A 24,245-nucleotide genomic window follows, 5' to 3' on the forward strand; every position below is an offset into this window, starting at 1 on the left:
CTGTAAAATAGAACTTACACCACGGGGGATCAATTCGGAAATCCGGATACTTGCGCCAGAAATTTCCGTTGAAATATTATTCCCACTATATTTCAAATTGATACGCTAAATTCAGCGTGTAACTGCGGGGCATAACCGCCTCCGAACGTGTTGACGGGGGCGGTTGTGTCCATTGAGGAGGGTTATTTAAAGCGTTTGAGCGTAAAGGCAGAGATATCTATCGGTAAGGTTTTGTCCTCGGCAAACAGGGCGGCAATCTCGCCTAGCACGCTGGCAAATTTGAAGCCGTGGCCGCTCAGGCCGCTGATAACCATCAAGCGATCGCAGTCCGGCAGGGTATCAATAATGAAATCTTCATCCGGACTCATATCATAGCTGCATGCTTCACCGTGTAAACATACCCCTACACCCGGCAAGAATTGACGAAGGAAGTGGAATACCTCGGTTCCGTCACTGGTGAAACTGCCAAAGGGCTTGCGCTGATCCGGCGTTTCCATCGGTTGCCCGCCATCGTGCTTGCCGATTTTCAGCCCGTCGTTATCGGCAGGGAAGCCGTAATAATGGCTGCCGTCTTGCGCTTCGACGGTGAACGCCGGGAAACGGTTGTTTATGCTGTAGCGGCCGTCGGCCTGATGCCAGGAAAATACTTTGCGCAGCGGCGAAATCGGCAATTGCGGCAGCAAAGCCTTGACCCAGGTACCGGTGGTGACCACGGCCTTACGGCCCTGAAAGCGACCTTCGGAGGTGACCACTTCGACACCGCCCTCGACAGGTTGCACCCCCGTGACCGGACAATTGAACAGCTGGCTGCAACCGGCTTCTTTGGCAAGCTTGATCAGGCTGGCAACCGCCTTTTCAGAACGCAGGAACCCGGCATCAGGTTCAAACACGCCGACGTAACCTTCCGGTGCATTGAATTCCGGCCAGCGTTGGTTAATCTGTTCTGCGCTCAGAAATTGTGTGTTAAGGCGGAATTTCTTCGCGCTGTTTTGCGCGTTGTGGATGAATTCAGACGGCTCTGGACCCATATTCAGTACGCCGCAGTCCTGAAACAGTTCTTCGCCGGTTTGTTTTATCAACGCATTCCATAAGGCCTGGGCGCGGAGAATGAGCGGGACATATTTTTCGCCTTCGCCATAGGCATGGCGGATGATGCGGGTGTCACCGTGGTGGCTGCCGTTACGGTGTGGAGGCATGGCGCTGTCTATCATTAACACTTTCAAGCCGGCTCGAGTCGCATAGTAGCCTGCCGCCGCACCTACCGAACCGCTGCCCACAACAATTAAGTCATATTCCACGTGCCGTAACCTCTCTGTTATACGTTTCTTATTTCGTTATGATAAAAGGTTGAGCGCCGCAATGCACCCGTTGCGCTGCCTGTCGGCAAAGAAAAAGGCGCCAGAGAAAATCGCTGGCGCCTTAGGTTTTTTGGTGCGGTGAATTAGTGTTTTCTACGATCAAGGTCCTGGTAATCCGTTGCTTCAATCTTGGCGATGCCGGCTTCTAAGATATTGATTAATTGACGTGCGACATCTGTGGTGAGCCAAAGCGTTCTGTCTACTTGGGCGTCTTCGGGCGTCTGGTCTAGTGAAGACAGGTAATGAAGGCGTATCATCATGGCGTCATAAACGTCGACAGTACTGATATCCCAACCAACAAGCGGGTGCGTCTGAATTACTTCATCATTTCTGTCCATAAAGACCCCTTATTGAGTAGTAACTACCGTGAGTGACTAACGAGGATCAATGCGGCCCATCATCATGTGGGCCTTTACAGTATACGCATCTGATTTCGCGGGTGGAGCTTTTCCCTGCTTATTTTGTAAAATAAATATTTATTTGAGTGATTATTCTGCAGCACGCCATGAGAATACATACAGCATGGGGACGTCGCCGTCATTCAATAGTAGGAGGGGGCGGGGCGGCATGTAACCGTTTTTCCAGTTCTGCGGCCAGATGGGCAAAGTGATTCTGCGTTTCCGCATCACGATTTTGATTCTGCGACTCCAGCTTCAGGCTGTGAATCAATAGTTGATTGGCTTTGTCATCCAAACCAAAGGCCAGGTAGGAAAATGCCACTTCAAGTACGCTCAGCCGGCGTTTTTGATCGGCAATCAGCGCCAGCAGTTCGCCAAAGGTCATCGTTTCTTCGGTTTTAACCTTGTCCGGGGCCATGTCAAAGATCTCCTGTTAAAGCATTCAGTACAGACCAGATAAGGCTTTTCTTCCAGCAGAAATTTAACCGCGCGTTGCCAGGCTTCAAATACAAAAAAGCCGGAGAGCGACCCCCGGCAAAAAACTACCTTGCAGTATTATTCTGCGCTAAACCAATCGTCGGCACTTTCCCAGGTTTCCTGGAGAATTTCCTCGATCAGGTCTTTATCTGTTTTCAGGCCGCCCAGTACTGAGAGCCCGTTGGAACCGGCATAACGCACCTGAACCACAGCATCTGGAAATTGGCGGTTTACCCGTTTGCCCAGCTCGCCGGTCAGCGCTTCAATGGCGCCTGCCGGTAGCGGTTTGGTTTTATCTATAGTGACTTCAACACGCATAATTGCCCCCGAAGCGATTTACTGGATATTTATACAGTTAACCGTGCGTGGGGGCAATAGGCTGCGTTAAAAAAAGAAGATTATGCTTTCACTGACCACTTCAGCGTCTCTCCGGCAAGGAAGGGCACCACCGTTTCGCTGCCCATGGCGATCTCTTCTGCTTGAGTGGTTGGCACGCGCTGCAGTTCGATGAAGTCGGCATTGACCGGCAGACCATAGAAGCCTGGCCCGTTCAGGGAACAGAAAGCTTCCAGGTGCTCTAATGCGCCCAGTTCCTCGAACACGCTGGCATAGGCCGGAATAGCGTTAGGCGCGTTGAATACGCCTGCACAACCGCAGCTCGATTCCTTACGGTGTTTGGCATGAGGGGCGGAGTCGGTACCGAGGAAGAAACGATCCGAACCGCTGGCAACGGCTTTGCGCAGCGCATCCTGGTGAATATTACGCTTGAGGATCGGCAGGCAGAACAGGTGCGGACGAATGCCACCCACCAGCATGTGGTTACGGTTAAACATCAGATGCTGCGGGGTGATAGTCGCGCCAAGGAATCGATTGCCTTCTTGCACGTACTGCGCCGCTTCTTTAGTAGTGATGTGCTCGAAGACAATTTTCAACTCCGGGAACTGGCGACGAATCGGCTCCATAACCTGTTCAATAAAGCGAGCCTCGCGATCGAAAATATCGACGGCGGCATCGGTCACTTCACCGTGAATCAGCAGTGGCATGCCGATTTTTTGCATTTGCTCAAACAGCGGGTAGATGGCCTTTACATCGCTGACGCCATGGCTGGAGTTGGTCGTGGCATTGGCAGGGTAGAGCTTAGCCGCAGTGAAAACGCCTTGCTCAAACCCATTAACCAGTTCTGCCGCGGCCAGTGAATTAGTCAGGTAGCAGGTCATCAGCGGGGTAAAGTTGTGCCCCTGAGGGACTGCTGCCAGAATGCGATCGCGATACGCTCGGGCGGCTTCTACGGTAGTAATTGGCGGAGCCAGGTTGGGCATCACAATCGCCCGGCCAAATACCTGACTGGTATAGGGCAAAACCGTTTTCAGCATATCGTCGTCACGCAAATGGATATGCCAGTCGTCAGGGCGGCGGATTTTCAGGGCTTGAGGCTGTGCGGTCATGTTACAAGGCTCCGGCGGTTAGATTCGGGTCTAAGTAAAAGCGAATAATGGGGCTTATTCACGCCGGGGCATAAGGATAAGCGGAAAGTGCCTGCGATGCATCTGTTTGTTCACGGCAAGTTGAAATCAATTGGTTATCGGGTGCATAGTGACAAGGATTCTAATGATCCCCGAGCCAAAACTTTCGGGTTATCAACATTAATCACATTGGAATGGGAGAATAAAATGGAAGTGCGAGTTATTGCCACCCTGCAGGCTAAACCCGAGTTTGTTTCGGCCGTCAGCGATGCGGTGCATGAGATTATCGATCCAAGCCGCCAGGAATTGGGCAACCTGCAATATGACCTGCACCGCGATCTCGAGAAGCCAGGAACTTTCGTGTTCTTTGAACGCTGGGCAAGCGCGGAGGCGCTGGAGAAACACAACGCCACCGAGCATTTTAAGCGGTTTGTCGCCAGCATTGACGGCAAGCTGGATTTGCTGGATATCAAACAATTGAAAAAAATTGCCTGAGTTTATTTCGGCAATAAAAAACCCGCCATCAGGCGGGTTTTTTTATCGAAGCAGATTACCTTATTCGTTAACCGGCTGCGGTTTGGTTGCCGGTGCGGTAGCTTGATTTACCGCCGCATGGCCACCGGCTGAGCCTTTACCTTCGAAGGCGAAGGAAGGACGCTGCCAATCGCTGTGCTGCTGCTGCTCAGGCACATAGTCCGGAGCAGGGGCCTTGGTCATTGGCGCCGTAGCGATATGCTTGTACAGCGTACCAGCCTGTACCGGTGCGGGTTGCTGTTGCACTGCCGGCGCTGGTTTTTCAACAACGGCCGGAGCTACAGTTTCCTGAACCGGGGCAGTTTCAACGACAGGTTCAGCAGGCTCGGCAGCCGGCTCGGTGACGACTTCTGCCACTGTTGCCGTTTCTTCCACCACCAAGACTGGTGTTGCCTCTGCTACTGGGGTTTCTTCAACCTCAGGAGCAGTTTCAACCGCTGGTGCCGCTTCAACGGCTGGGGCTTTTTCGACCGCAGCGGCTGCTTCAACCGCTGGTGTTTCAGCTGCTACCGGAGTGTCTTCAGCCTGAGCAGCGATGATTGGCTCGGCGGTTTCAACAACCGGTTGGGCTTCTTCAACAACTGCTTCAACCGCATCTGCCACAGCTTCCTGCTGGTTAACCGGGGCGATTTCCTGCTCTGCGACCACGGCAACCACCGGAGCGGCCACGCTGACGGCTTCTGGCGCCATGACGTTGTCGGCAGCGATTTGGCTAGCTTCAGCCTGAACTTCAGCCTCTTCAACCACTTGCGCAGCTTGTGTGACAGGGTAACTCACCCAGACCTTGCCTGACGCCATTTCTGGTGAGGCAAAAGCCCCCGCCAGTGGCATTGGCGACTGAGTTGGGTAACGCTCGTCACGGTAACGACGACGACGCTGACCGCTAACGCGCAGGTGGCGCGGTGAACGACGTGAGCGGCGTGGCATGCCGTTTTCGCCATTAGCGCGGTTGTCACCCTGTGCATCGTCTTCGGCCTGCGCTTCAACGGTTTCCGGCAGCAGTTTAACGCTGTCTTCGGCCTGAGCAGGTTTTGCGTCCTGAGCTTTCGCTACCGGCGTTTTAGGTGCCAGCAGCTCTTCCGCTGCGCGATGCAGCTCTTCTTCCGCGGACAGCACACGAACCTTCTGCGACAGAGGACGACGTTGACGACGCTGCATATTCTGCATCTGACGTTCTTCGTGATCTTCATCGCTGGCGGTGGTGGCAGTGGCAGCTTCTGTACTTTCCAGTGCGGCCACTTCTTGCTGAGCCTGACGCTTTTCTTCCTGACGACGGCGTTGACGCTCGGCACGCTGCTCACGGCGCTGTTGCTGCTCTTCGCGCTGTGCCTTGGCGGCTTCTTCAGACTGCGGCTCATCGGTAACCGTGGCAGTGGTTTGCTGCGCATTGCGACGGTTGCGGCGCTGCTCGTCACGCACTTCACGTGTTTCACGGCCTTCGCGGTTATCGCGCGGTTCGCGATTTTCACGCGGCTCACGATTATCACGATCGCGGTTATCACGGCCTTCACCGCGCTCTTTGCGTTCACCACGTTCTGGACGATCGCTTCGTTCACCGCGCTCACCACGGTCTTTACGACCGGTACCCTGACGACGTTGACCACGACGATCCTGGCGACGGTTTTCACCGTTGCTTTCGGTCTTAGGCGCTTCAACCACAGGTTTGGCTTCGACAACCGGCTGTTCTTCACCGGCAAACAGCGCTTTCAGACCACCAAACAGACGGCCCAACAGGCCAGGTTTGGCAGCGGCTGGTGCAGCTTGTTTGGTTGCTGTTGCCGCAACGGCGGGCTGAGTAGCAACGGCTTCTTCAGCCGGTGGTGGTGCATCGGCGGCCAGCGAGAACGAGGCCAGAGCCGGCTGTTCCGGGCGTTTGCGCTCCATCGGCGCATCTTCCAACGGCTGAGCCATCTCTTCTTCGTGCAGTTTCGGCAACAGGTAGCTCAGGGTTGGTGTTTCTTCACCCTTACGTACGCGCAGCACAGAGTAGTGTGGGGTTTGCATCTGATCATTTGGCACGATGATCGCTTTCACGCCACCCTGACGTTTTTCGATCGCGCTCACCGATTCACGTTTTTCGTTCAGCAGGTAAGAAGCCACCTGAACTGGCACGATAGCGTGAACTTCTTTGGTGTTTTCTTTCAGCGCTTCTTCTTCGATCAAACGAAGGATGGACAGCGCCAGAGATTCGTTATCACGGATGGTGCCGGTGCCGTTACAGCGCGGGCAAACGTGATGGCTGGATTCACCCAGTGACGGGCTGAGGCGCTGACGCGACATCTCAAGCAGACCGAAACGGGAAATGCGGCCGATTTGGATACGCGCACGGTCTTGACGCACGGCATCGCGCAGGCGGTTTTCAACTTCACGCTGGTGGCGAACCGGGGTCATATCGATAAAGTCGATAACGATCAGACCGCCGAGGTCACGCAGGCGCAGCTGGCGAGCGATCTCGTCTGCCGCTTCCAGGTTGGTGTTGAACGCGGTTTCTTCGATATCGCCGCCGCGGGTTGCACGCGCGGAGTTGATGTCGATAGCGGTCAGCGCTTCGGTAGAGTCGATAACGATCGAACCGCCGGAAGGCAGGCGAACTTCACGCTGGAAGGCGGATTCGATTTGAGATTCGATTTGGTAGTGGCTGAACAGAGGGATTTCACCGCTGTACAGTTTGATTTTGCTGCTGAAATCCGGACGGCCCAGGGCAGCGATGTGCTCTTTGGCCAGATCGAGAACTTTTGGATTGTCGATCAGGATTTCGCCGATGTCCGGGCGCAGATAGTCGCGGAATGCACGTACGATGACGTTGCTTTCCTGATGGATCAGGAAGGGCGCAGCGCGGCCTTCAGCGGCTTTTTTAATCGCTTCCCAGTGCTTCAGGCGGAAAGAGAGATCCCACTGCAATGCATCGGCCGATTTGCCAACGCCTGCGGTACGAACAATCAGGCCCATGCCATCCGGGAGTTGCAGAGAAGAAAGCGCTTCTTTCAATTCAGTGCGGTCGTCACCTTCGATGCGGCGTGAAATACCACCGGCACGTGGGTTGTTCGGCATCAGAACCAAATAACTGCCGGCCAGGCTGATGAAGGTGGTCAAGGCGGCGCCTTTGTTGCCACGTTCTTCTTTATCAACCTGAACGATCACTTCCTGGCCTTCGCGCAGCACATCTTTGATGTTCGGGCGACCATGGGAGGAGTAGTTACTTGGGAAGTATTCGCGAGCGATTTCTTTAAGAGGGAGGAAACCATGTCGTTCGGCGCCGTAATCTACGAACGCTGCTTCAAGACTTGGTTCTATACGAGTGATTTTGCCTTTGTAAATATTCGCTTTTTTCTGTTCATGACCCGGACTTTCAATATCCAAATCATACAGCCGCTGTCCATCTACGAGGGCAACACGCAACTCTTCCTGCTGAGTTGCGTTAATCAACATTCTTTTCATCTTAACTTACTCGTTATTTTTACATTATCGACAAAGCTGCGGGCAAAATAACCTCATGGCCGGATTAAAACCGAAAACCCCGTGTCTTCTCGCAAAGCCGTCAACCTCACGGTTGTCGCCTGCATAGGGGCGCATTATCTCGGTAAGCCTGTATTTCTTTGTGAAAAACAGCACTTTTACTAGGGGAATAGCCTCTGATTTACGTCGACAGATCTGATTCCATTTGCCGGCCAAGCTGCAACCCGCAGCCCGCTAATTGTTTGATTTCACATTACGTCTTACGCCATTGCTGCGTTTTTGCGCCATCAGACAAATTTTATAATTCCACCGTTTTCCCTGTTTAACGAGAATCAACGTGGAAAGTAAACGCATTATTCCACTGCTGATACTGTTATAGCAAGGTGACTTTTCCTTAACTGCGGAAGAAATCGCAAACGTTCAAACCGGCTTGCTGCCTTATTGTCCGTCAGGGTTTCTCCTGCAGTCAGAGAGACAGTTAAGCACAGAAAAAGAAGTGGCGCTATTTACGCGCTCTATTTAGAATCCCGCTCCATGAAAACGAACATTCCTGCAGTACAATTAATCACGATTTCTGACGACGAAGCCGGTCAGCGAATCGACAACTTTCTGCTTGCTCGCCTGAAAGGCGTGCCGAAGAGCATGATTTACCGCATCGTACGCAAAGGCGAGGTACGGGTTAATAAAGGACGCATCAAGGCTGAATACAAGCTGGCGGCTGGTGACGTGGTGCGAGTACCGCCGGTCCGCGTTGCCGAACGTGAAGACGCGCCGGTTTCCGCCAAGCTGGACAAAGTGGCGGCACTGGCCGATTGCATTTTGTATGAAGACGATCATTTGCTGCTGCTGAACAAGCCTTCGGGCACCGCGGTGCACGGTGGCAGCGGCCTGAGCTTTGGCGTGATTGAGGGCCTGCGCGCGCTGCGCCCGGAAGCCCGTTTCCTGGAGCTGGTGCACCGGCTGGATCGCGATACTTCCGGCGTGTTGCTGGTGGCGAAAAAACGTTCTGCACTGCGCTCGCTGCATGAGCAATTGCGGCTGAAAGGCATGCAGAAGGATTATCTGGCGCTGGTGCGCGGCCAATGGCAGTCGCATTGCAAGGCCGTGCAGGCACCGTTGCTGAAAAACATTCTGCAAAGCGGCGAACGTATCGTGCGCGTCAATAGCGAAGGCAAACCGTCGGAAACCCGCTTCAAGGTAGAGGAACGTTTTGAGCATGCCACGCTGGTCAAGGCGAGCCCGATTACCGGGCGCACCCACCAGATCCGCGTTCACACCTTGCACGCAGGGCACCCGATAGCCTTCGATGACCGCTATGGCGATCGTGAATTCGATCGCCAGTTGGCCGGTACCGGGCTAAAACGCCTGTTCTTGCATGCCGCGGCACTGCGGTTCGAACATCCGGGCACTGGCGAAACGATGCGTATCGAAGCGCCGATGGACCAGGAGTTGCGCCACTGCCTGCAGGTATTGCGCAAGCAGGCCAAAGGCCAGTAAGTAAAAGTATTTTATACCAGCGGGTTGATGCCTTCAGCCCGCAGCATCTCCAGCAGGGCTATCAGCGGCAGACCGATCAACCCATTCGGATCTCGCCCCTCCAGTTTTTCGAACAACGCAATACCCAGACCTTCACTTTTAAAACTGCCCGCACAGTTGAGCGGCTGTTCAAGGCGCACATAAGCGCTGATTTCTGCGTCGCTCAGCGCACGGAAATGCACATGGAAGGGCTCGCAAAGCGCCTGCAGGTGATGGCTGCGGCTGTTGTACAGCGCCAGACCGGTATAAAACGTCACCCTTTGGCCGCTGGCCTGGCGCAATTGCGCGCAGGCGTTCTCTTCGGTATGCGGTTTCCCGGTTATTTTACCGTCGATCACGCAGACCTGGTCGGAACCGATAATCAAATGGTCAGGATAGGCGATGGCCAATGCCTGGGCTTTCGCCGTCGCCAGCCGTAAGACCAGCGCTTCGGCGGTTTCCCCGGCCAATGGGGTTTCATCGACCTGCGGCGCGTCACAGGTAAAAGGCAGATGCAGTTTTTCCAACAGCATCTTGCGGTAGGTCGAGGTGGAGGCGAGGAGTAGTCTCTGCATAATTTTTTTCGTAAACCATAGCGTAAATGGAGAGGTCATTTTAAACTGTCCGCCGCTGAGGAAGCGAATATTGGTGAAAGGTGCCGTTTTACGGCCTTTTTCTTTGACTCTAAGTCGTTACAAAGTTAATATGCGCGCCCTATGCAAAAGGTAAAATTACCCTTGACCATTGATGCGGTACGTACCGCTCAGAAACGCCTGGACTATGTTGGTTCCTATGCGCCTGAGCAGGTTACACGTGTTGCTGCCTCTGTGGTCAGTGTGGACAGTGATGTTGAGGTCTCGTTATCTTTCGATATTGATAACCAGCGCCTCGCGGTGATAACAGGGCATGCGGACGTCCAGGTAATGCTGATGTGCCAACGCTGCGGAGTCCCGTTCGAACACCATGTTCACACAACATATTGTTTTAGCCCGGTCGTCAATGATGAGCAGGCTGAGGCATTACCGGGGGCGTACGAGCCGATCGAAGTCGATGAGTTTGGCGAAGTTGATCTGCTGGCAATGATTGAAGACGAAATTATTCTTTCACTGCCTGTCGTCCCGGTACATGAATCTGAACACTGTGAAGTGTCCGAAGCGGACATGGTCTTTGGCAAACTGCCTCCAGAGGCGGAGAAACCAAACCCATTTGCCGTATTAGCCAGTTTAAAGCGTAAGTAATTAAGGAGTAAGGTCCATGGCCGTACAACAAAATAAACCAACCCGTTCCAAACGTGGCATGCGTCGTTCACACGATGCTCTGACCACCACCACTTTGTCTGTTGATGCGACTTCTGGTGAAACTCATCGTCGTCACCACATCACTGCCGACGGTTTCTACCGCGGTCGCAAGGTTATCGGCTAAGTAGCGGTACCTTGACTCGTCTAACCCTGGCGTTAGATGCAATGGGCGGGGACTTCGGTCCCTGCGTCACAGTGCCTGCTTCATTGCAGGCACTGGCCTCTAATTTACAGCTTCATCTTCTGCTGGTCGGCAATCCCGACACCCTCTCTCCTTTACTTGCCAAAGCCGATCCGGTTCTTCTGGAACGTTTGCAAGTCGTGCCCGCTGAATCTGTGATTGCCGGCGACGCCAAACCCTCACAAGCGATTCGTGCCAGCCGTGGCACTTCCATGCGCATTGCGCTGGAACTGACCAAAAACGGTGATGCACAGGGCTGTGTCAGCGCGGGTAATACCGGTGCGCTGATGGGGTTGGCGAAGATGCTGATTAAGCCGTTGGACGGTATTGAACGTCCGGCGCTGATGACGGTGATCCCGAATCAGCTGGGCGGTAAAACCGTGGTGCTGGATCTGGGCGCCAACGTCGAATGCGACAGCACCATGCTGGTGCAGTTTGCGGTGATGGGCGCGGTGATGGCCGAAGAGGTGGTGGGGATTGCGCAACCACGCGTGGCGCTGCTGAATATTGGTGAAGAAGAAACCAAAGGTCTGGATAATATCCGCGAAGCGGCCGCCGTGCTAAAAAATACTCCGGCAATCAACTATATTGGTTACCTGGAAGGCAACGATCTTCTCACCGGGAAAACCGATGTGATGGTCTGCGACGGCTTTGTGGGTAACGTCACCCTGAAAACCATGGAAGGGGTGGTAAGAGTATTTTTATCGCTGCTGAAATCATCCGGAGACGGTGGCAAGCAGGCGTGGTGGTTAAAATTGTTGGGCCGTTGGTTGCAAAAACGGGTGGTAAAGCGGTTCGGCCACCTGAACCCCGACCAGTATAATGGCGCATGTCTGTTAGGATTGCGCAGCACCGTAATCAAGAGCCACGGCGCTGCGAACCCGCACGCGTTTGCAGTTGCAATCGAACAGGCTGTGCAGGCGGTGCAGCGGCAAGTCCCTGACAGGATTGCTGCGCGCCTTGAAGCTGTATTACCTAAGAGTGACTGATCGTACATGTATACAAAGATTCTCGGTACGGGGAGTTATTTACCCGTACAAGTGCGCACCAACGCTGACCTTGAAAAAATGGTGGATACCTCTGACGAGTGGATCGTCACTCGCACCGGTATCCGTGAACGCCGCATTGCCGCCGCTGATGAAACCGTGGCGACGATGGGCTTCCATGCTGCTGAAAAAGCGCTGGAAATGGCAGGTGTGGCTAAAGAAGATATCGGGCTGATCGTTGTGGCGACCACCACTTCGAGCCACGCATTCCCAAGTTCTGCCTGCCAAGTGCAGCAGATGCTCGGGATTAAAGATTGTGCGGCTTTCGATCTGGCTGCAGCCTGCGCCGGTTTCACCTACGCGTTGAGCGTTGCCGATCAGTACGTTAAGAACGGCGCGGTGAAGCGTGCACTGGTGATTGGTGCAGACGTGCTTTCTCGCACGCTGGATCCTGACGATCGCGGTACCATCATCCTGTTTGGTGATGGCGCTGGCGCAGTGGTGCTGGGCGCTTCTGAAGAGCCGGGCATTCTGTCGACTCACCTGCATGCGGACGGCACCTACGGCGGCCTGCTGACGTTGCCATTCAAGGATCGTCAGGATCAGGAAAAGCCAGCCTATGTCACCATGGCAGGCAATGAAGTCTTCAAGGTTGCGGTTACCGAACTGGCTCACATCGTTGACGAAACGCTGCAGGCCAATGATCTGGACCGCAGCCAGCTGGATTGGCTGGTGCCGCACCAGGCCAACCTGCGCATTATCAGCGCAACGGCAAAAAAACTGGGTATGGGGATGGATAAAGTGGTGGTGACGCTTGATCGTCACGGTAACACCTCTGCCGCCTCGGTCCCCGCAGCGCTCGATGAAGCGGTGCGCGATGGGCGGATCCAGCGCGGGCAACTGGTGCTGCTGGAAGCCTTCGGCGGCGGCTTTACCTGGGGCTCGGCGCTGGTTCGTTTCTGATTAACAGGAAGAAAAAATGACGCAATTTGCTTTTGTTTTCCCAGGCCAGGGCTCACAGTCCCTGGGCATGCTGGCCGATTTGGCCGCTCAATATCCGATCGTTGAAGCGACTTTCAGCGAAGCCTCTTCTGTTCTGGGTTACGACCTGTGGCAACTGGTGCAGCAAGGGCCGGCGGAAGAACTGAACAAAACCTGGCAAACGCAGCCGGCATTGCTGGCCGCCTCAGTGGCGATTTTCCGCGTTTGGCAGCAGCAGGGCGGCAAAATGCCAGCCATCATGGCCGGCCACAGCCTGGGTGAATACTCGGCGCTGGTTTGTGCGGGCGTGCTGGATTTCCAGGCGGCAATCCGCCTGGTTGAGCTGCGCGGCAAACTGATGCAGGAAGCGGTGCCGGAAGGTACTGGCGCGATGTCCGCCATCATTGGTCTGGACAACGCGGCTATCGCCAAGGCTTGTGAAGAGTCTGCCCAAGGGCAGGTTGTTTCGCCGGTGAACTTCAATTCCCCGGGCCAGGTGGTGATCGCCGGCAATAAAGAGGCGGTTGAACGTGCAGGCTCAGCCTGTAAAGCGGCTGGCGCCAAGCGTGCGCTGCCGTTGCCGGTGAGCGTGCCTTCGCACTGTGCACTGATGAAGCCGGCTGCAGACAAACTGGCCGTGGCGTTGCAGGACATCACCTTCAGCGCTCCGCAGGTGCCGGTGGTAAATAACGTCGACGTGCGTGCTGAAAGCGATCCAGAAGCGATCCGCAGCGCCCTGGTGCGTCAGTTGTACAGCCCGGTACGTTGGACCGAGAGCGTTGAGTTTATGGCAGCACAGGGCGTTACGTCGCTGCTAGAGGTTGGTCCGGGCAAGGTTCTGACCGGTCTGACTAAACGTATTGTTGATACCCTGACGGCGGCGGCGGTGAATGACGCTGCCAGCCTGACAGCGGCGCTTGAACAATAAAGAGGAAAACAATGAGCTTCGAAGGTAAAGTTGTTCTGGTCACCGGCGCGAGCCGGGGTATTGGCCGGGCTATTGCAGAAACGTTTGTGGCACGCGGCGCTAAAGTGATCGGCACCGCCACCAGTGAAAGCGGCGCTGAAGCTATCAGCAGCTACCTGGGCGCGAACGGCAAAGGGTTTGCATTGAACGTGGTCGATGCTCAATCTATCGACAGCGTTCTGGCATCTATTCGTGCTGAATTTGGCGAAATCGACATTTTAGTGAATAATGCCGGCATTACGCGTGATAACCTCCTGATGCGTATGAAGGACGACGAGTGGCAGGATATCCTGAACACCAATCTGACTTCCGTATTCCGTCTGTCAAAAGCGGTAATGCGAGCTATGATGAAAAAGCGGTTTGGCCGGATCATCACCATCGGTTCCGTTGTCGGTACCATGGGGAACGCAGGGCAGGCTAATTACGCGGCGGCTAAAGCCGGTCTGATTGGCTTTAGTAAGTCTTTGGCACGTGAAGTTGCTTCGCGTGGCATTACGGTCAACGTCGTGGCACCTGGCTTTATTGAGACGGACATGACACGGGCGTTGACAGATGATCAACGCGCAGGCATTTTGTCATCAGTTCCAGCCAATCGGCTGGGGGATGCTAAAGAAATCGCCAGCGCTGTTGCATTTTTAGCCTCTGATGAGGCTGGCTACATCACCGGTGAAACGTTACATGTCAATGGCGGCATGTACATGATTTAAAAAATGCGAAAACTATTTGCGTTATTTGGGGTAAAAACCGCAAAATAGCGTAAAATCGTGGTTTGACCAGCCGGGATTTAGTTGCATCTTTTTCAACATTTTATACACTACGAAAACCATCGCGAAAGCGAGTTTTGATAGGAAATTTAAGAGTATGAGCACTATCGAAGAACGCGTTAAGAAAATCATTGTTGAGCAGTTGGGTGTTAAACAGGAAGAAGTTTTAAATAACGCTTCTTTCGTTGAAGATCTGGGTGCTGATTCTCTTGACACCGTTGAGCTGGTAATGGCTCTGGAAGAAGAGTTCGACACCGAGATTCCAGACGAAGAAGCTGAGAAAATCACTACTGTTCAGGCAGCTATTGATTTCATCAACGCCAGCCAGCAGTAAGAGAACATATCTAGGCGGTCACTCGACCGCCTAAGTTTTTTCTATCCCTAGTGTCATATTTTTCCCTCCTTGGAGGACAAACGTGTCTAAGCGTCGAGTAGTTGTGACCGGACTGGGCATGTTGTCTCCTGTCGGCAATACGGTAGAGTCCACATGGAACGCTCTTCTTGCCGGTCAGAGTGGCATCAGCCTGATCGACCATTTCGATACCTCTGCCTATGCGACCAAGTTTGCAGGCCTGGTAAAGAATTTTAATTCAGAAGATTTCATCTCCCGCAAAGATGCGCGCAAGATGGACGCCTTCATCCAGTACGGTATCGCAGCCGGCATGCAAGCCATGCAGGACGCACAACTGGATATCACCGAGGCTAACGCCAGCCGCATTGGCGCCGCTATCGGCTCCGGTATTGGCGGCCTGGGTTTGATTGAAGAGAACCACAGTTCACTGGTTAACGGTGGCCCACGGAAAATCAGTCCGTTCTTTGTGCCGTCAACCATAGTAAACATGATTGCAGGCCACCTGACTATCATGTACGGCATGCGTGGCCCGAGCATTTCGATCGCCACCGCCTGTACCTCAGGTGTGCACAACATCGGCCACGCCGCGCGTATCATTGCTTACAATGATGCTGACGTCATGCTGGCCGGTGGGGCAGAAAAAGCCAGTACCCCGTTGGGCGTCGGCGGCTTTGGCGCAGCACGCGCGTTGTCGACCCGCAACGAAGATCCGCAGGCAGCCAGCCGCCCTTGGGACAAGGACCGTGATGGTTTTGTTCTGGGTGACGGTGCCGGCATGATGGTGCTGGAAGAGTACGAGCACGCCAAAAAACGCGGCGCCAAGATTTATGCTGAAGTTGTTGGCTTTGGGATGAGCAGTGATGCTTATCACATGACGTCTCCACCGGAAAACGGTGCGGGCGCTGCGCTGGCGATGGAAAATGCGTTGCTAGATGCCGGTGTGACCACGTCACAAATCGGCTATATCAATGCGCACGGCACCTCAACGCCGGCCGGCGACAAAGCCGAAACGCAGGCGGTGAAGTCGGTATTTGGCAGCGATGCGCAGCGCGTGATGGTCAGCTCGACCAAATCGATGACCGGCCACCTGTTGGGTGCGGCGGGTGCAATTGAGTCGATCTTCACCGTACTGGCATTGCGTGACCAGGCCGTTCCGCCAACCATCAACCTGGATAACCCGGATGAAGGTTGCGATCTGGACTTCGTTCCGCACGAAGCACGCCAGGTAAGCGATATGCAGTACACGCTGTGTAACTCCTTCGGTTTCGGCGGCACCAACGGTTCTCTGATCTTCCGCAAGGTGTAATAACCTCTGCTGGCGGACGGTAAAAAGCCCGGTTTTTTAAACCGGGCTTTTTTTATGGCGCTGACCCGCCGGGGCCCGGCTAGGCGATGCTTTTGTCGAGCGGCCAACTGCTGCTAATGGCGTCGGCGCCTGTTATTCTGTAGTGGAAACCAAAGCGGTCAGGGGAAGTCTATGTACTGGATAAACGGGCAGCAACACGATGCGCTGGCGCCAAGCGATCGCGGCTTGCAGTTTGGCGACGGCTGTTTCACTACCGCACGAGTGGTTGAGGGCAAGATTGATCTGCTGCCCTGGCATATCGAACGTCTGCAGCAGTCGGCACAGCGGCTGATGCTGCCTGCCTGTGACTGGGATGCGTTGGAATATGAAATGATGCGCGCGGCAGAATCTATCCCGCAGGGCGTGGTCAAAGCGATACTGACGCGCGGCAGCGGTGGGCGAGGTTACAGTCCAAAAGGATGTGAGCATCCTACGCGGATTGTTTCTCGCAGCGCCTACCCGATGCACTATTTGCAATGGCGCGAGCAGGGCATCAGCCTGGCGCTTAGCCCGGTAACGCTGGCTCGTCATCCGCTGCTGGCGGGGTTGAAACACCTGAATCGTTTGGAGCAGGTGTTGATCCGCGCGCATCTTGACCAGACGGCCGCCGACGAGGCGCTGGTGCTTGACACTGCCGGTATGCTGGTGGAATGCTGTGCGGCTAATTTGTTCTGGCGAAAGGGAAAAGCGGTCTTCACGCCGGATCTGAGCCAGGCGGGCGTGGCTGGACTGATGCGGCGCCGGGTGATTGAGCTGCTCGCGGGCAGCCGGTACTCATTACATTACGTCAGTGAGCCACTGGAGACGCTGGCCGACGCCGAAGAAGTGCTGGTGAGCAATGCGCTAATGCCATTGCTGCCGGTGAACATCGCGCAATCCTGGCATTACTCTTCGCGCCAACTCTATGATTTTTTGCGCCCACACTGTTAACGATGGCTGATTGATGAAGAAAAGAAAGCTGAAGTTCGTTTCTATTATTGTTGTTCTGGTATTGGGCCTGCTGTTGTGGGGATATCAGAAGGTTGAACGCTTCGCGGATACGCCTCTGGCGATCCAGCAGGAAGCCATTTTTAAACTGCCGGCGGGTACCGGGCGGGTAGCGCTGGAAGGGCTGCTGGTTCGTGACAAGCTGATCCGCAACGGCATGTGGTTCCCGTGGCTGTTGCGTGTGGAGCCGCAGCTGGCTGAGTTTAAGGCCGGTACCTATCGCTTTACGCCTGGCATGACGGTGCGCGAGATGCTCAAACTGCTGGCCAGCGGCAAAGAAGCCCAGTTCAGCGCGCGCTTTATCGAAGGCTCTCGCCTGCGTGACTGGCTGACGGTGCTGCAACAGTCCAAATACCTCAAACATACGCTGGCGGGCAAAAGCGAAACGGAAATTGCCGTGGCGTTGGGCTTGCCGGAGGGGACTCATCCTGAAGGGCGCCTGTACCCCGATACCTACCTGTACACGGCGGGCATGAGCGACATTGCGTTGTTAAAGCGAGCTCATTTGCGAATGACCAAGGCGCTGGAAGATGCCTGGCAAGGTCGCGACACCAGCCTGCCATACAAAACGCCCGAAGAGCTGCTGACCATGGCCTCGATCATTGAGAAAGAGACCGCCGTGCCGGAAGAACGCACCAAGGTGGCTTCCGTCTTTATTAACCGCCTGCGCATTGGCATGCGTTTGCAGACCGACCCAACGGTGATTTACGGCATGGGCGATAGTTATAATGGCGATATCACCCGCAAAGATTTGGAAACGCCGACGGCGTACAACACCTATGTGATCAACGGCCTGCCGCCAACGCCGATTGCCATGCCTGGCAAGGCTTCGCTGGCCGCCGCCGCCAATCCGGCGAAAACCCCTTATCTGTACTTTGTTGCCGACGGCAAAGGCGGGCATCAATTTACCACTAACCTGGCCAGCCATAATCAGGCGGTGCGCGCCTATCGCCAGGCGTTGAAGGAAAAGAATGAAAAGTAAATTTGTGGTTATCGAAGGGCTCGAGGGCGCGGGCAAAACTACCGCTCGCGATACCGTGGTTGACGTACTGCGCCAGCACGGCATCAACGATATTGTCTTTACCCGTGAACCCGGTGGCACGCCGTTGGCAGAAAAGCTGCGCGACCTGTTCAAGCGCGGCGTGGACGGTGAGTTGCCGACCATCAAAGCCGAGGTGCTGATGCTGTATGCAGCCCGCGTGCAATTGGTGGAAACGGTGATCAAACCGGCGTTGGCGCGTGGTGCCTGGGTGGTTGGCGATCGTCACGATTTGTCTTCGCAGGCCTATCAGGGCGGCGGTCGCGGAGTCGATCAGCAACTGATGGCCTCGCTGCGTGACACCGTGCTGGGCGATTTTTACCCGGACCTGACGCTGTATCTGGATTTGCCGCCGTTAGTGGGGCTGCAACGTGCCCGCGCACGCGGCGAATTGGATCGCATCGAACAAGAGGCGCTGCCGTTCTTTGAACGCACCCGCGCGCGCTATCTGGAACTGGCGGCGCAGGACGAGTCCATTGTCACCGTTGACGCGGCCCAATCGCTGGAGCAGGTGACGGCAGCGATTCGTCACAGCGTCAGCCAATGGCTGCAGCAGGAAGGCGCGTAATGAACTGGTACCCGTGGCTGAATACCCCTTACCGGCAGTTGGTCGGGCAATATGCTGCCGATCGCGGTCATCATGCCTTGCTGCTGCACGCGGCGGCGGGCAATGGCGAAGAAGCGCTGGCCTACGGGCTAAGCCGTTGGCTGATTTGCCAGCGCCGTAACGGAGAGAAAAGCTGCGGTGAATGTCATAGCTGCCGGTTAATGCTGGCGGGCAATCACCCGGATTATCATGTGCTGACGCCGGAAAAGGGCAAAAGCAGTCTGGGCGTGGAGCCCATTCGTCAGGTGATTGAGATCCTTTACTCCCATGCCCAGCAGGGCGGAGCCAAGGTGATCTGGTTGCCGCAGGCGGAGCTGCTGACCGAGGCGGCCGCCAATGCGTTGTTGAAAACATTGGAAGAGCCGCCGGAAAAAACCTATTTCCTGCTGAGCTGCCGTGAGCCTTCCCGCCTGTTGGCGACGTTGCGCAGCCGCTGTTTGTACTGGCACCTCGCCAGCCCGGACGAACAGCTCAGCCTGCAGTGGTTAAACCGACAGACGTCGGGTAATCAGGTCGATCTGCTGACCGCATTGCGTCTGCATGATGGCGCTCCTCTGGCCGCCGAGCAGTTGTTGCAGCCGGAACGTTGGCAGCAGCGTAGCGCACTGTGTGCCGCCCTGAGCGCCGCTTTGTCGCAGCATGACATGCTGTCCTTGCTGCCGGTGTTGAATCACGAAGACGTCGCCGAGCGGCTACACTGGTTATGCGCGTTGCTGGTCGACGCCATGAAATGGCAGCAGGGGGCGGCGAGTTTTGCCCTCAACCAGGATCAGCAACCCTTGGTGCACCAACTGGCCAGCCGTTTGAGCAGCAACTCGCTGCAGCAAGTGGTGCAACAATGGCTTAATTGCCGCCACCAGTTGCTCAGCGTGGTCGGCGTTAACCGTGAACTGCTGCTGACAGAACAGTTACTTGGCTGGGAGCAGATGCTCGGCGCTACCGGCTATTCTCACCCTCATTCGCTGTAAAAGAGTTAAATATTATGTTGTTAGTAGATTCTCATTGCCACCTCGATGGCCTGGATTACCAAACCCTGCACCAAAACGTGGATGACGCACTGGCCAAAGCCAAGGCGCGCGATGTCGGTTACGTGCTGGCGGTCGCTACCACCTTGCCGGGCTATCAGGCTATGACGCAGTTGATTGGCCAACGCGACGATGTGGCTTTCTCCTGCGGTGTGCATCCGCTCAATCTGGAAGGCGGCTACGACTATGCCGAACTGCGCCGTTTAGCGGCGGCAGAGCAGGTGGTGGCACTGGGGGAAACCGGTCTTGATTATTTCTATCAAAAAGACAATCTTGAACTGCAGCAAGCCTCGTTTCGTGAGCATATCCGCATCGGTCGCGATCTGAACAAACCGGTGATTGTGCATACCCGTGATGCGCGTGAAGACACGCTGGCGATCTTGCGGGAAGAAAATGCCCAGGACTGTGGCGGCGTACTGCATTGCTTCACCGAAGATCGCGCCACGGCCGAAGCCCTGTTGGACTTGGGGTTCTACATTTCCTTTTCCGGCATCCTGACCTTCCGCAATGCCGAGCAGCTGCGTGATGTGGCGCGTTATGTGCCGCTGGACCGCATTCTGGTGGAAACCGACTCGCCGTATCTGGCTCCGGTGCCGCACCGCGGCAAAGAAAACCAACCTGCCTACGTGCGCGATGTGGCTGAATACATGGCAGTATTGAAGGGCGTGAGCCTGGAAACGCTGGCCGAAGCCACCACCGCCAACTTTTCACGGTTATTTCACATCGAACTCTGATCTTTGGCCTAGGCTATAGCTGTAGTCATCGATTCTGGAATTTTTTTTAAGCTCGTAATTAATCGCCGAAACGGGTAATGTTCCCACCCGTTTTAGGGCGAGGTGCGGGCGTTTTTTCCTCTTTTTTGACAAAAAATAGGCGATTTAAGAAAAATACCCGGTTTTGTTCATTGAAACGTGACTGCCATCAAACATTGCGCAGCCTATTTATTTTACTCTGCGTAAAAATTCAAGGGGTGCTCAGACACCCTGAATTGCAGGGGTTTTTTCTCCCCCCCTTGCAACGCGAAGAATCGCGGAAAGTAGCAAAGCACTATTACTCAGGAGCACACTCAACTATGTTCAAGAACGCATTTGCAAACCTGCAAAAAGTAGGTAAGTCGCTAATGCTGCCGGTGTCCGTATTGCCTATCGCAGGTATCCTGCTGGGCGTCGGTTCCGCCAACTTTAGCTGGCTACCTGCGGTAGTCTCCCACGTGATGGCGGAAGCCGGCGGTTCCGTTTTCGCCAACATGCCGCTGATCTTCGCCATCGGTGTTGCCCTGGGCTTCACCAATAACGACGGTGTCTCCGCGTTAGCCGCAGTAGTGGCTTACGGCATCATGGTGAAAACCATGGCGGTAGTAGCGCCTTTGGTGCTGCACCTGCCGGCTGAAGAGATCGCGGCCAAACACCTGGCGGATACCGGTGTGCTCGGGGGGATTATCTCCGGCTCCATCGCGGCCTATATGTTTAACCGCTTCTTCCGCATTCAATTGCCGGAATACCTGGGCTTCTTTGCCGGTAAGCGCTTTGTGCCGATTATCTCCGGCCTGGCGGCAATCGTTCTGGGCGTAGTGCTGTCCTTCATCTGGCCTCCTATCGGTACGGCTATCCAGACCTTCTCACAGTGGGCTGCGTATCAGAACCCGGTAGTGGCATTTGGTATCTACGGCGTGGTTGAACGTGCGCTGGTGCCGTTTGGTCTGCACCACATCTGGAACGTACCTTTCCAGATGCAGATTGGTGAATACACCAACGCGGCGGGCCAGGTATTCCACGGCGACATCCCACGTTATATGGCGGGTGACCCAACTGCGGGTAAACTGTCCGGTGGCTTCCTGTTCAAAATGTACGGTCTGCCTGCTGCTGCGATTGCCATCTGGCACTCGGCCAAGCCGGAAAACCGCGCAAAAGTCGGCGGTATCATGATCTCCGCTGCGCTGACCTCGTTCCTGACCGGTATCACCGAACCGATCGAGTTCTCCTTCATGTTCGTTGCGCCGATCCTGTACGCAATCCACGCCATTCTGGCTGGCCTGGCGTTCCCGATCTGTATCCTGTTGGGGATGCGTGACGGCACCAGCTTCTCGCACGGTCTGATCGACTTTATCGTACTGAGCGGTAACAGCAGCAAAATCTGGCTGTTCCCAGTGGTCGGTATCATCTACGGTCTGGTGTACTACACCATCTTCCGCGTGCTGATTGCCAAACTGGATCTGAAAACACCAGGTCGCGAAGACACGGCTTCTGAGCAGGTTGCCCAGGGCGGTTCTGAAATGTCTGCAGCACTGGTTCAGGCTTTCGGTGGTAAAGAGAACATCACCAACCTGGATGCCTGTATCACCCGACTGCGCGTTAGCGTGGCGGACGTGAGCAAGGTTGACCAGGCTGGCTTGAAAAAACTGGGTGCTGCCGGCGTTGTCGTCGCAGGCTCGGGTGTTCAGGCTATCTTTGGCACCAAATCTGACAACCTGAAAACGGATATGGACGAGTACATCCGTAACCATTAATTCAGGTCAGGCAGGGGAGTTTTAAGGGAGGCGAAAGCCTCCCTTTTTTATTTGTTTTTATATTGATTTATAAGTGTTTTTTATTTTCAGTGTCCACATTAGGACCGCATGATAAGCGAGTCCGTACAACTGCCCACATCTGCGGGCAGCCTAATTAGCCGAAGATCAGTGAGGTTTGTCCGCTGCTTTTGGGGTGAGGCTGAACAGGATCCACGGTTTGCGGTTGGGAAATCATGCGGGTAAAGGTTTCATGACTCACGAATGTGCCCCCACAATTGATGTTGGTGCACTGGTTGTAACGTTCTTTGGTGGTTGTGGTGATATAGCTTGATGATCGGGTGTGTGCGGCCTGGCCGCAAAGCGGGCAATGCATCATGGGGGGATTCTCCGAGATGCCCTGACTATGGTCAGTATTGCTAATAATTATGCACAATTATTGCTGTTTTGCATCATTCCATTTCCAGATCGTCAATCTTGACCTCCAAATCGAGGGCGGTAGTAAAACCGCTGTTATTCAGTGAGTGGGTCACTTTAACCAACGTCCAGTTGGCCTCATCGATCTCTTTTTTGAAACCTGAAACTGTGACCGGTGCTTCCGGGTAAATGTCTGCGCGTCCGTGCGCAAGCTGAACAGAGAAGGTTGCAACACCACGTTGAATACGTTCCCAATTAGCCTTTGTTGCTCGTTGTGCATTATATTTTGATGCGTAGGTGTGACGCAGTACCAACACATTTTCATCACTGCCGATCAGGTATTCCCCCTGTTTCTCATCGACAACCGCAGGTTTCTTTACCCGACGGCGTTTAACCTTAACCTGTTCGCTTTTTGCCGTGCGGGTATTCAGCCAGTTGGCCACAACGCCGGTATAAGCTCCCCGATCGGTTAACGTGAATTGATGGCTATCACCTGACTGACGATTAATGAGGATTGCCGGAATCTGCTTTCCCCCGGCGGTCATATTTTGGCCCTGTTTAAAAAACAGCAGATTGCCATTTTTTATTGCTGCCACTGCGCCATTCTCTTTTGCCAGCCGGGTGATAAAACTCCCGTCCGATTCGGTAGTCTGGTCGATATGTCCGATCTGAATGTCTGCCACATTCTTATTGATGACCGCCGCCAGCTTATTGCGGCCGGCAATGGTTTTGACAATGTCTCCTATGGTTTTTTTATGATAAGAGGCATCACGCTTCACGTTCAATGTTTGCCGAAAATCCGCACTACGGGCTGTTATGGTCAATACGTCAGGTGCGCCAGCATGGCCAATTTCATCAACGACAAACGTCCCTTTATCGATCACCCCGGTATCTTTCCAACCAAGTGCAACAGCCAGGCTGACGCCACGGCGTGGCAGCTTCAAATTGCCTTCGCTATCGTCAAGCTCAATGTTGATCTGGTCAGCTTCAAAGCCCCGGTTATCCGTTAGTGTCAGGTTGATTAATTTTTCTTTCACCTTCCCGGTGATATCAACGCCATCAATGCTAAGTGAGTACGCCGGGGTATTGTCGCCGCCGAGTTTGTCTAACGTATCGATCAGGCTCATGACAGGAACCCACCGACGGTATTGGAAACCTGCTCGGCCAGGTCTTCAAATTGCTGAGACAAATCGCCGAACATGTCTTTTAGTCCTTCATCCGTGCGCTTGAGTGTGATCGTGAACTCAATACGACGGGCGGAGCCATCCGCAAAGAATACAGTTTTGGTGCGACTCAGGCTCTCGATCACGAACATGCCATGTATTGCACCGCTCCCCTCAATCAATGACCAGGCCTTGCCGGTTTCAGCCATTAATTGGATAGCCATCAGGGAAACCCGGCCCCCGGTTAATGCCGGCAGTAAAACGCCGCTTAGCGTGATGGTTTCATCATCCGGCCCCAAGAATTGGCTTTGTGGGCGAAGCCCGATGCGGCTATTGGTCGGATGCCGCCAGGCCATCTGGTGTTGAAACTCCTGGTATGGAACGGTTTGCAGCATGAACACGAACATGCCTAATGCCATCATCATAATG

The 24,245-nt window shown here is 54.6% G+C and carries 26 protein-coding genes; 16 read left to right on the forward strand and 10 right to left on the reverse strand.

Features of this window, described 5'->3' with window-relative positions:
- Positions 1–182 precede the first annotated feature (182 nt).
- From solA to pyrC, 5 genes are all read right to left on the reverse strand, one after another.
- On the reverse strand, positions 183–1,298 hold the full coding sequence (gene solA / locus M2407_RS04300) for an N-methyl-L-tryptophan oxidase (protein WP_020826325.1): 1,116 nt from the start codon (positions 1,296–1,298) through the stop codon (positions 183–185).
- A 143-nt stretch (positions 1,299–1,441) separates the two neighbouring features.
- A complete protein-coding gene (bssS, locus tag M2407_RS04305; protein WP_020826326.1) occupies positions 1,442–1,696 on the reverse strand; it encodes a biofilm formation regulator BssS in 255 nt (84 codons plus the stop codon).
- Between the two features lie 199 nt (positions 1,697–1,895).
- On the reverse strand, positions 1,896–2,174 hold the full coding sequence (locus M2407_RS04310; protein ID WP_130015534.1) for a hypothetical protein: 279 nt from the start codon (positions 2,172–2,174) through the stop codon (positions 1,896–1,898).
- Between the two features lie 137 nt (positions 2,175–2,311).
- On the reverse strand, positions 2,312–2,551 hold the full coding sequence (gene dinI, locus M2407_RS04315) for a DNA damage-inducible protein I (protein WP_020826328.1): 240 nt from the start codon (positions 2,549–2,551) through the stop codon (positions 2,312–2,314).
- Positions 2,552–2,631: 80 nt separating this feature from the next.
- Entirely contained in the window at positions 2,632–3,678 is a 1,047-nt protein-coding gene (gene pyrC, locus M2407_RS04320) for a dihydroorotase (protein ID WP_176983845.1), read from the reverse strand.
- A 225-nt stretch (positions 3,679–3,903) separates the two neighbouring features.
- Between pyrC and M2407_RS04325 the strand changes: the two genes are divergently transcribed.
- Positions 3,904–4,191 carry a putative quinol monooxygenase gene (locus M2407_RS04325; protein ID WP_020826330.1) on the forward strand — a complete coding sequence of 96 codons (288 nt, stop codon included), beginning with the start codon at positions 3,904–3,906 and terminating at the stop codon, positions 4,189–4,191.
- A gap of 60 nt (positions 4,192–4,251) precedes the next feature.
- Here the strand turns inward: M2407_RS04325 and rne are convergent, their stop codons facing one another.
- Positions 4,252–7,668 carry a ribonuclease E gene (gene rne / locus M2407_RS04330; protein ID WP_259216807.1) on the reverse strand — a complete coding sequence of 1,139 codons (3,417 nt, stop codon included), beginning with the start codon at positions 7,666–7,668 and terminating at the stop codon, positions 4,252–4,254.
- Positions 7,669–8,220: 552 nt separating this feature from the next.
- Here rne and rluC point away from each other — a divergent pair.
- Positions 8,221–9,183: a 23S rRNA pseudouridine(955/2504/2580) synthase RluC gene (gene rluC, locus M2407_RS04335; protein ID WP_020826332.1), complete on the forward strand. Its 963-nt coding sequence runs from the start codon at positions 8,221–8,223 to the stop codon at positions 9,181–9,183.
- Positions 9,184–9,194: 11 nt separating this feature from the next.
- On the opposite strand, the gene M2407_RS04340 is transcribed toward rluC, so the two are convergent.
- A complete protein-coding gene (locus M2407_RS04340) occupies positions 9,195–9,776 on the reverse strand; it encodes a nucleoside triphosphate pyrophosphatase (protein WP_259216808.1) in 582 nt (193 codons plus the stop codon).
- A gap of 141 nt (positions 9,777–9,917) precedes the next feature.
- On the opposite strand from M2407_RS04340, the gene yceD reads away from it, so the two are divergent.
- From yceD to ptsG, 14 genes are all read left to right on the forward strand, one after another.
- On the forward strand, positions 9,918–10,439 hold the full coding sequence (yceD, locus tag M2407_RS04345) for a 23S rRNA accumulation protein YceD (RefSeq protein WP_020826334.1): 522 nt from the start codon (positions 9,918–9,920) through the stop codon (positions 10,437–10,439).
- 16 nt (positions 10,440–10,455) lie between these two features.
- Positions 10,456–10,623, forward strand: a complete 168-nt coding sequence (gene rpmF / locus M2407_RS04350) for a 50S ribosomal protein L32 (RefSeq protein ID WP_004943042.1) — start codon at positions 10,456–10,458, stop codon at positions 10,621–10,623.
- Positions 10,624–10,634: 11 nt separating this feature from the next.
- Entirely contained in the window at positions 10,635–11,669 is a 1,035-nt protein-coding gene (gene plsX / locus M2407_RS04355) for a phosphate acyltransferase PlsX (RefSeq protein ID WP_071827011.1), read from the forward strand.
- 6 nt (positions 11,670–11,675) lie between these two features.
- A complete protein-coding gene (locus M2407_RS04360; protein WP_041414443.1) occupies positions 11,676–12,629 on the forward strand; it encodes a beta-ketoacyl-ACP synthase III in 954 nt (317 codons plus the stop codon).
- A gap of 16 nt (positions 12,630–12,645) precedes the next feature.
- A complete protein-coding gene (gene fabD, locus M2407_RS04365) occupies positions 12,646–13,575 on the forward strand; it encodes an ACP S-malonyltransferase (RefSeq protein WP_187962702.1) in 930 nt (309 codons plus the stop codon).
- Between the two features lie 11 nt (positions 13,576–13,586).
- Complete coding sequence (fabG, locus tag M2407_RS04370; protein ID WP_020826338.1) at positions 13,587–14,321, forward strand: 3-oxoacyl-ACP reductase FabG; 735 nt, start codon at positions 13,587–13,589, stop codon at positions 14,319–14,321.
- A 154-nt stretch (positions 14,322–14,475) separates the two neighbouring features.
- On the forward strand, positions 14,476–14,712 hold the full coding sequence (gene acpP, locus M2407_RS04375) for an acyl carrier protein (protein WP_004719003.1): 237 nt from the start codon (positions 14,476–14,478) through the stop codon (positions 14,710–14,712).
- Between the two features lie 82 nt (positions 14,713–14,794).
- Positions 14,795–16,036 (forward strand): beta-ketoacyl-ACP synthase II, encoded by a 1,242-nt coding sequence (fabF, locus tag M2407_RS04380; RefSeq protein ID WP_041414447.1) that lies wholly within the window; start codon positions 14,795–14,797, stop codon positions 16,034–16,036.
- A gap of 171 nt (positions 16,037–16,207) precedes the next feature.
- Positions 16,208–17,005, forward strand: a complete 798-nt coding sequence (pabC, locus tag M2407_RS04385; protein WP_259216810.1) for an aminodeoxychorismate lyase — start codon at positions 16,208–16,210, stop codon at positions 17,003–17,005.
- Positions 17,006–17,018: 13 nt separating this feature from the next.
- Positions 17,019–18,044 (forward strand): endolytic transglycosylase MltG, encoded by a 1,026-nt coding sequence (gene mltG, locus M2407_RS04390; protein WP_259216811.1) that lies wholly within the window; start codon positions 17,019–17,021, stop codon positions 18,042–18,044.
- The gene (gene tmk / locus M2407_RS04395; RefSeq protein ID WP_130015538.1) at positions 18,034–18,669 is read left to right on the forward strand and encodes a dTMP kinase; all 636 of its coding nucleotides are present in this window, start codon (positions 18,034–18,036) and stop codon (positions 18,667–18,669) included. The genes mltG and tmk overlap by 11 nt, the downstream gene beginning before the upstream one ends.
- Entirely contained in the window at positions 18,669–19,676 is a 1,008-nt protein-coding gene (holB, locus tag M2407_RS04400) for a DNA polymerase III subunit delta' (RefSeq protein WP_142815513.1), read from the forward strand. Before tmk ends, holB begins: the two co-directional genes overlap by 1 nt.
- 14 nt (positions 19,677–19,690) lie before the next feature.
- Entirely contained in the window at positions 19,691–20,467 is a 777-nt protein-coding gene (locus M2407_RS04405; protein WP_020826344.1) for a metal-dependent hydrolase, read from the forward strand.
- A 338-nt stretch (positions 20,468–20,805) separates the two neighbouring features.
- Positions 20,806–22,239, forward strand: a complete 1,434-nt coding sequence (gene ptsG / locus M2407_RS04410; protein ID WP_020826345.1) for a PTS glucose transporter subunit IIBC — start codon at positions 20,806–20,808, stop codon at positions 22,237–22,239.
- A gap of 154 nt (positions 22,240–22,393) precedes the next feature.
- Here the strand turns inward: ptsG and M2407_RS04415 are convergent, their stop codons facing one another.
- The 3 genes from M2407_RS04415 to M2407_RS04425 all read right to left on the reverse strand — a co-directional run bounded on the left by M2407_RS04415 (position 22,394) and on the right by M2407_RS04425 (position 24,241).
- The gene (locus M2407_RS04415; protein WP_259216814.1) at positions 22,394–22,615 is read right to left on the reverse strand and encodes an ogr/Delta-like zinc finger family protein; all 222 of its coding nucleotides are present in this window, start codon (positions 22,613–22,615) and stop codon (positions 22,394–22,396) included.
- Positions 22,616–22,688: 73 nt separating this feature from the next.
- A complete protein-coding gene (locus M2407_RS04420; RefSeq protein WP_259216815.1) occupies positions 22,689–23,780 on the reverse strand; it encodes a phage late control D family protein in 1,092 nt (363 codons plus the stop codon).
- Positions 23,777–24,241: a phage tail protein gene (locus M2407_RS04425; RefSeq protein ID WP_259216816.1), complete on the reverse strand. Its 465-nt coding sequence runs from the start codon at positions 24,239–24,241 to the stop codon at positions 23,777–23,779. Before M2407_RS04425 ends, M2407_RS04420 begins: the two co-directional genes overlap by 4 nt.
- Between the last annotated feature and the right edge of the window lie 4 nt (positions 24,242–24,245).

It is taken from the genome of Serratia sp. BIGb0234 (assembly GCF_024809915.1).
GTDB classification, from domain to species: Bacteria; Pseudomonadota; Gammaproteobacteria; order Enterobacterales; family Enterobacteriaceae; genus Serratia; species Serratia liquefaciens.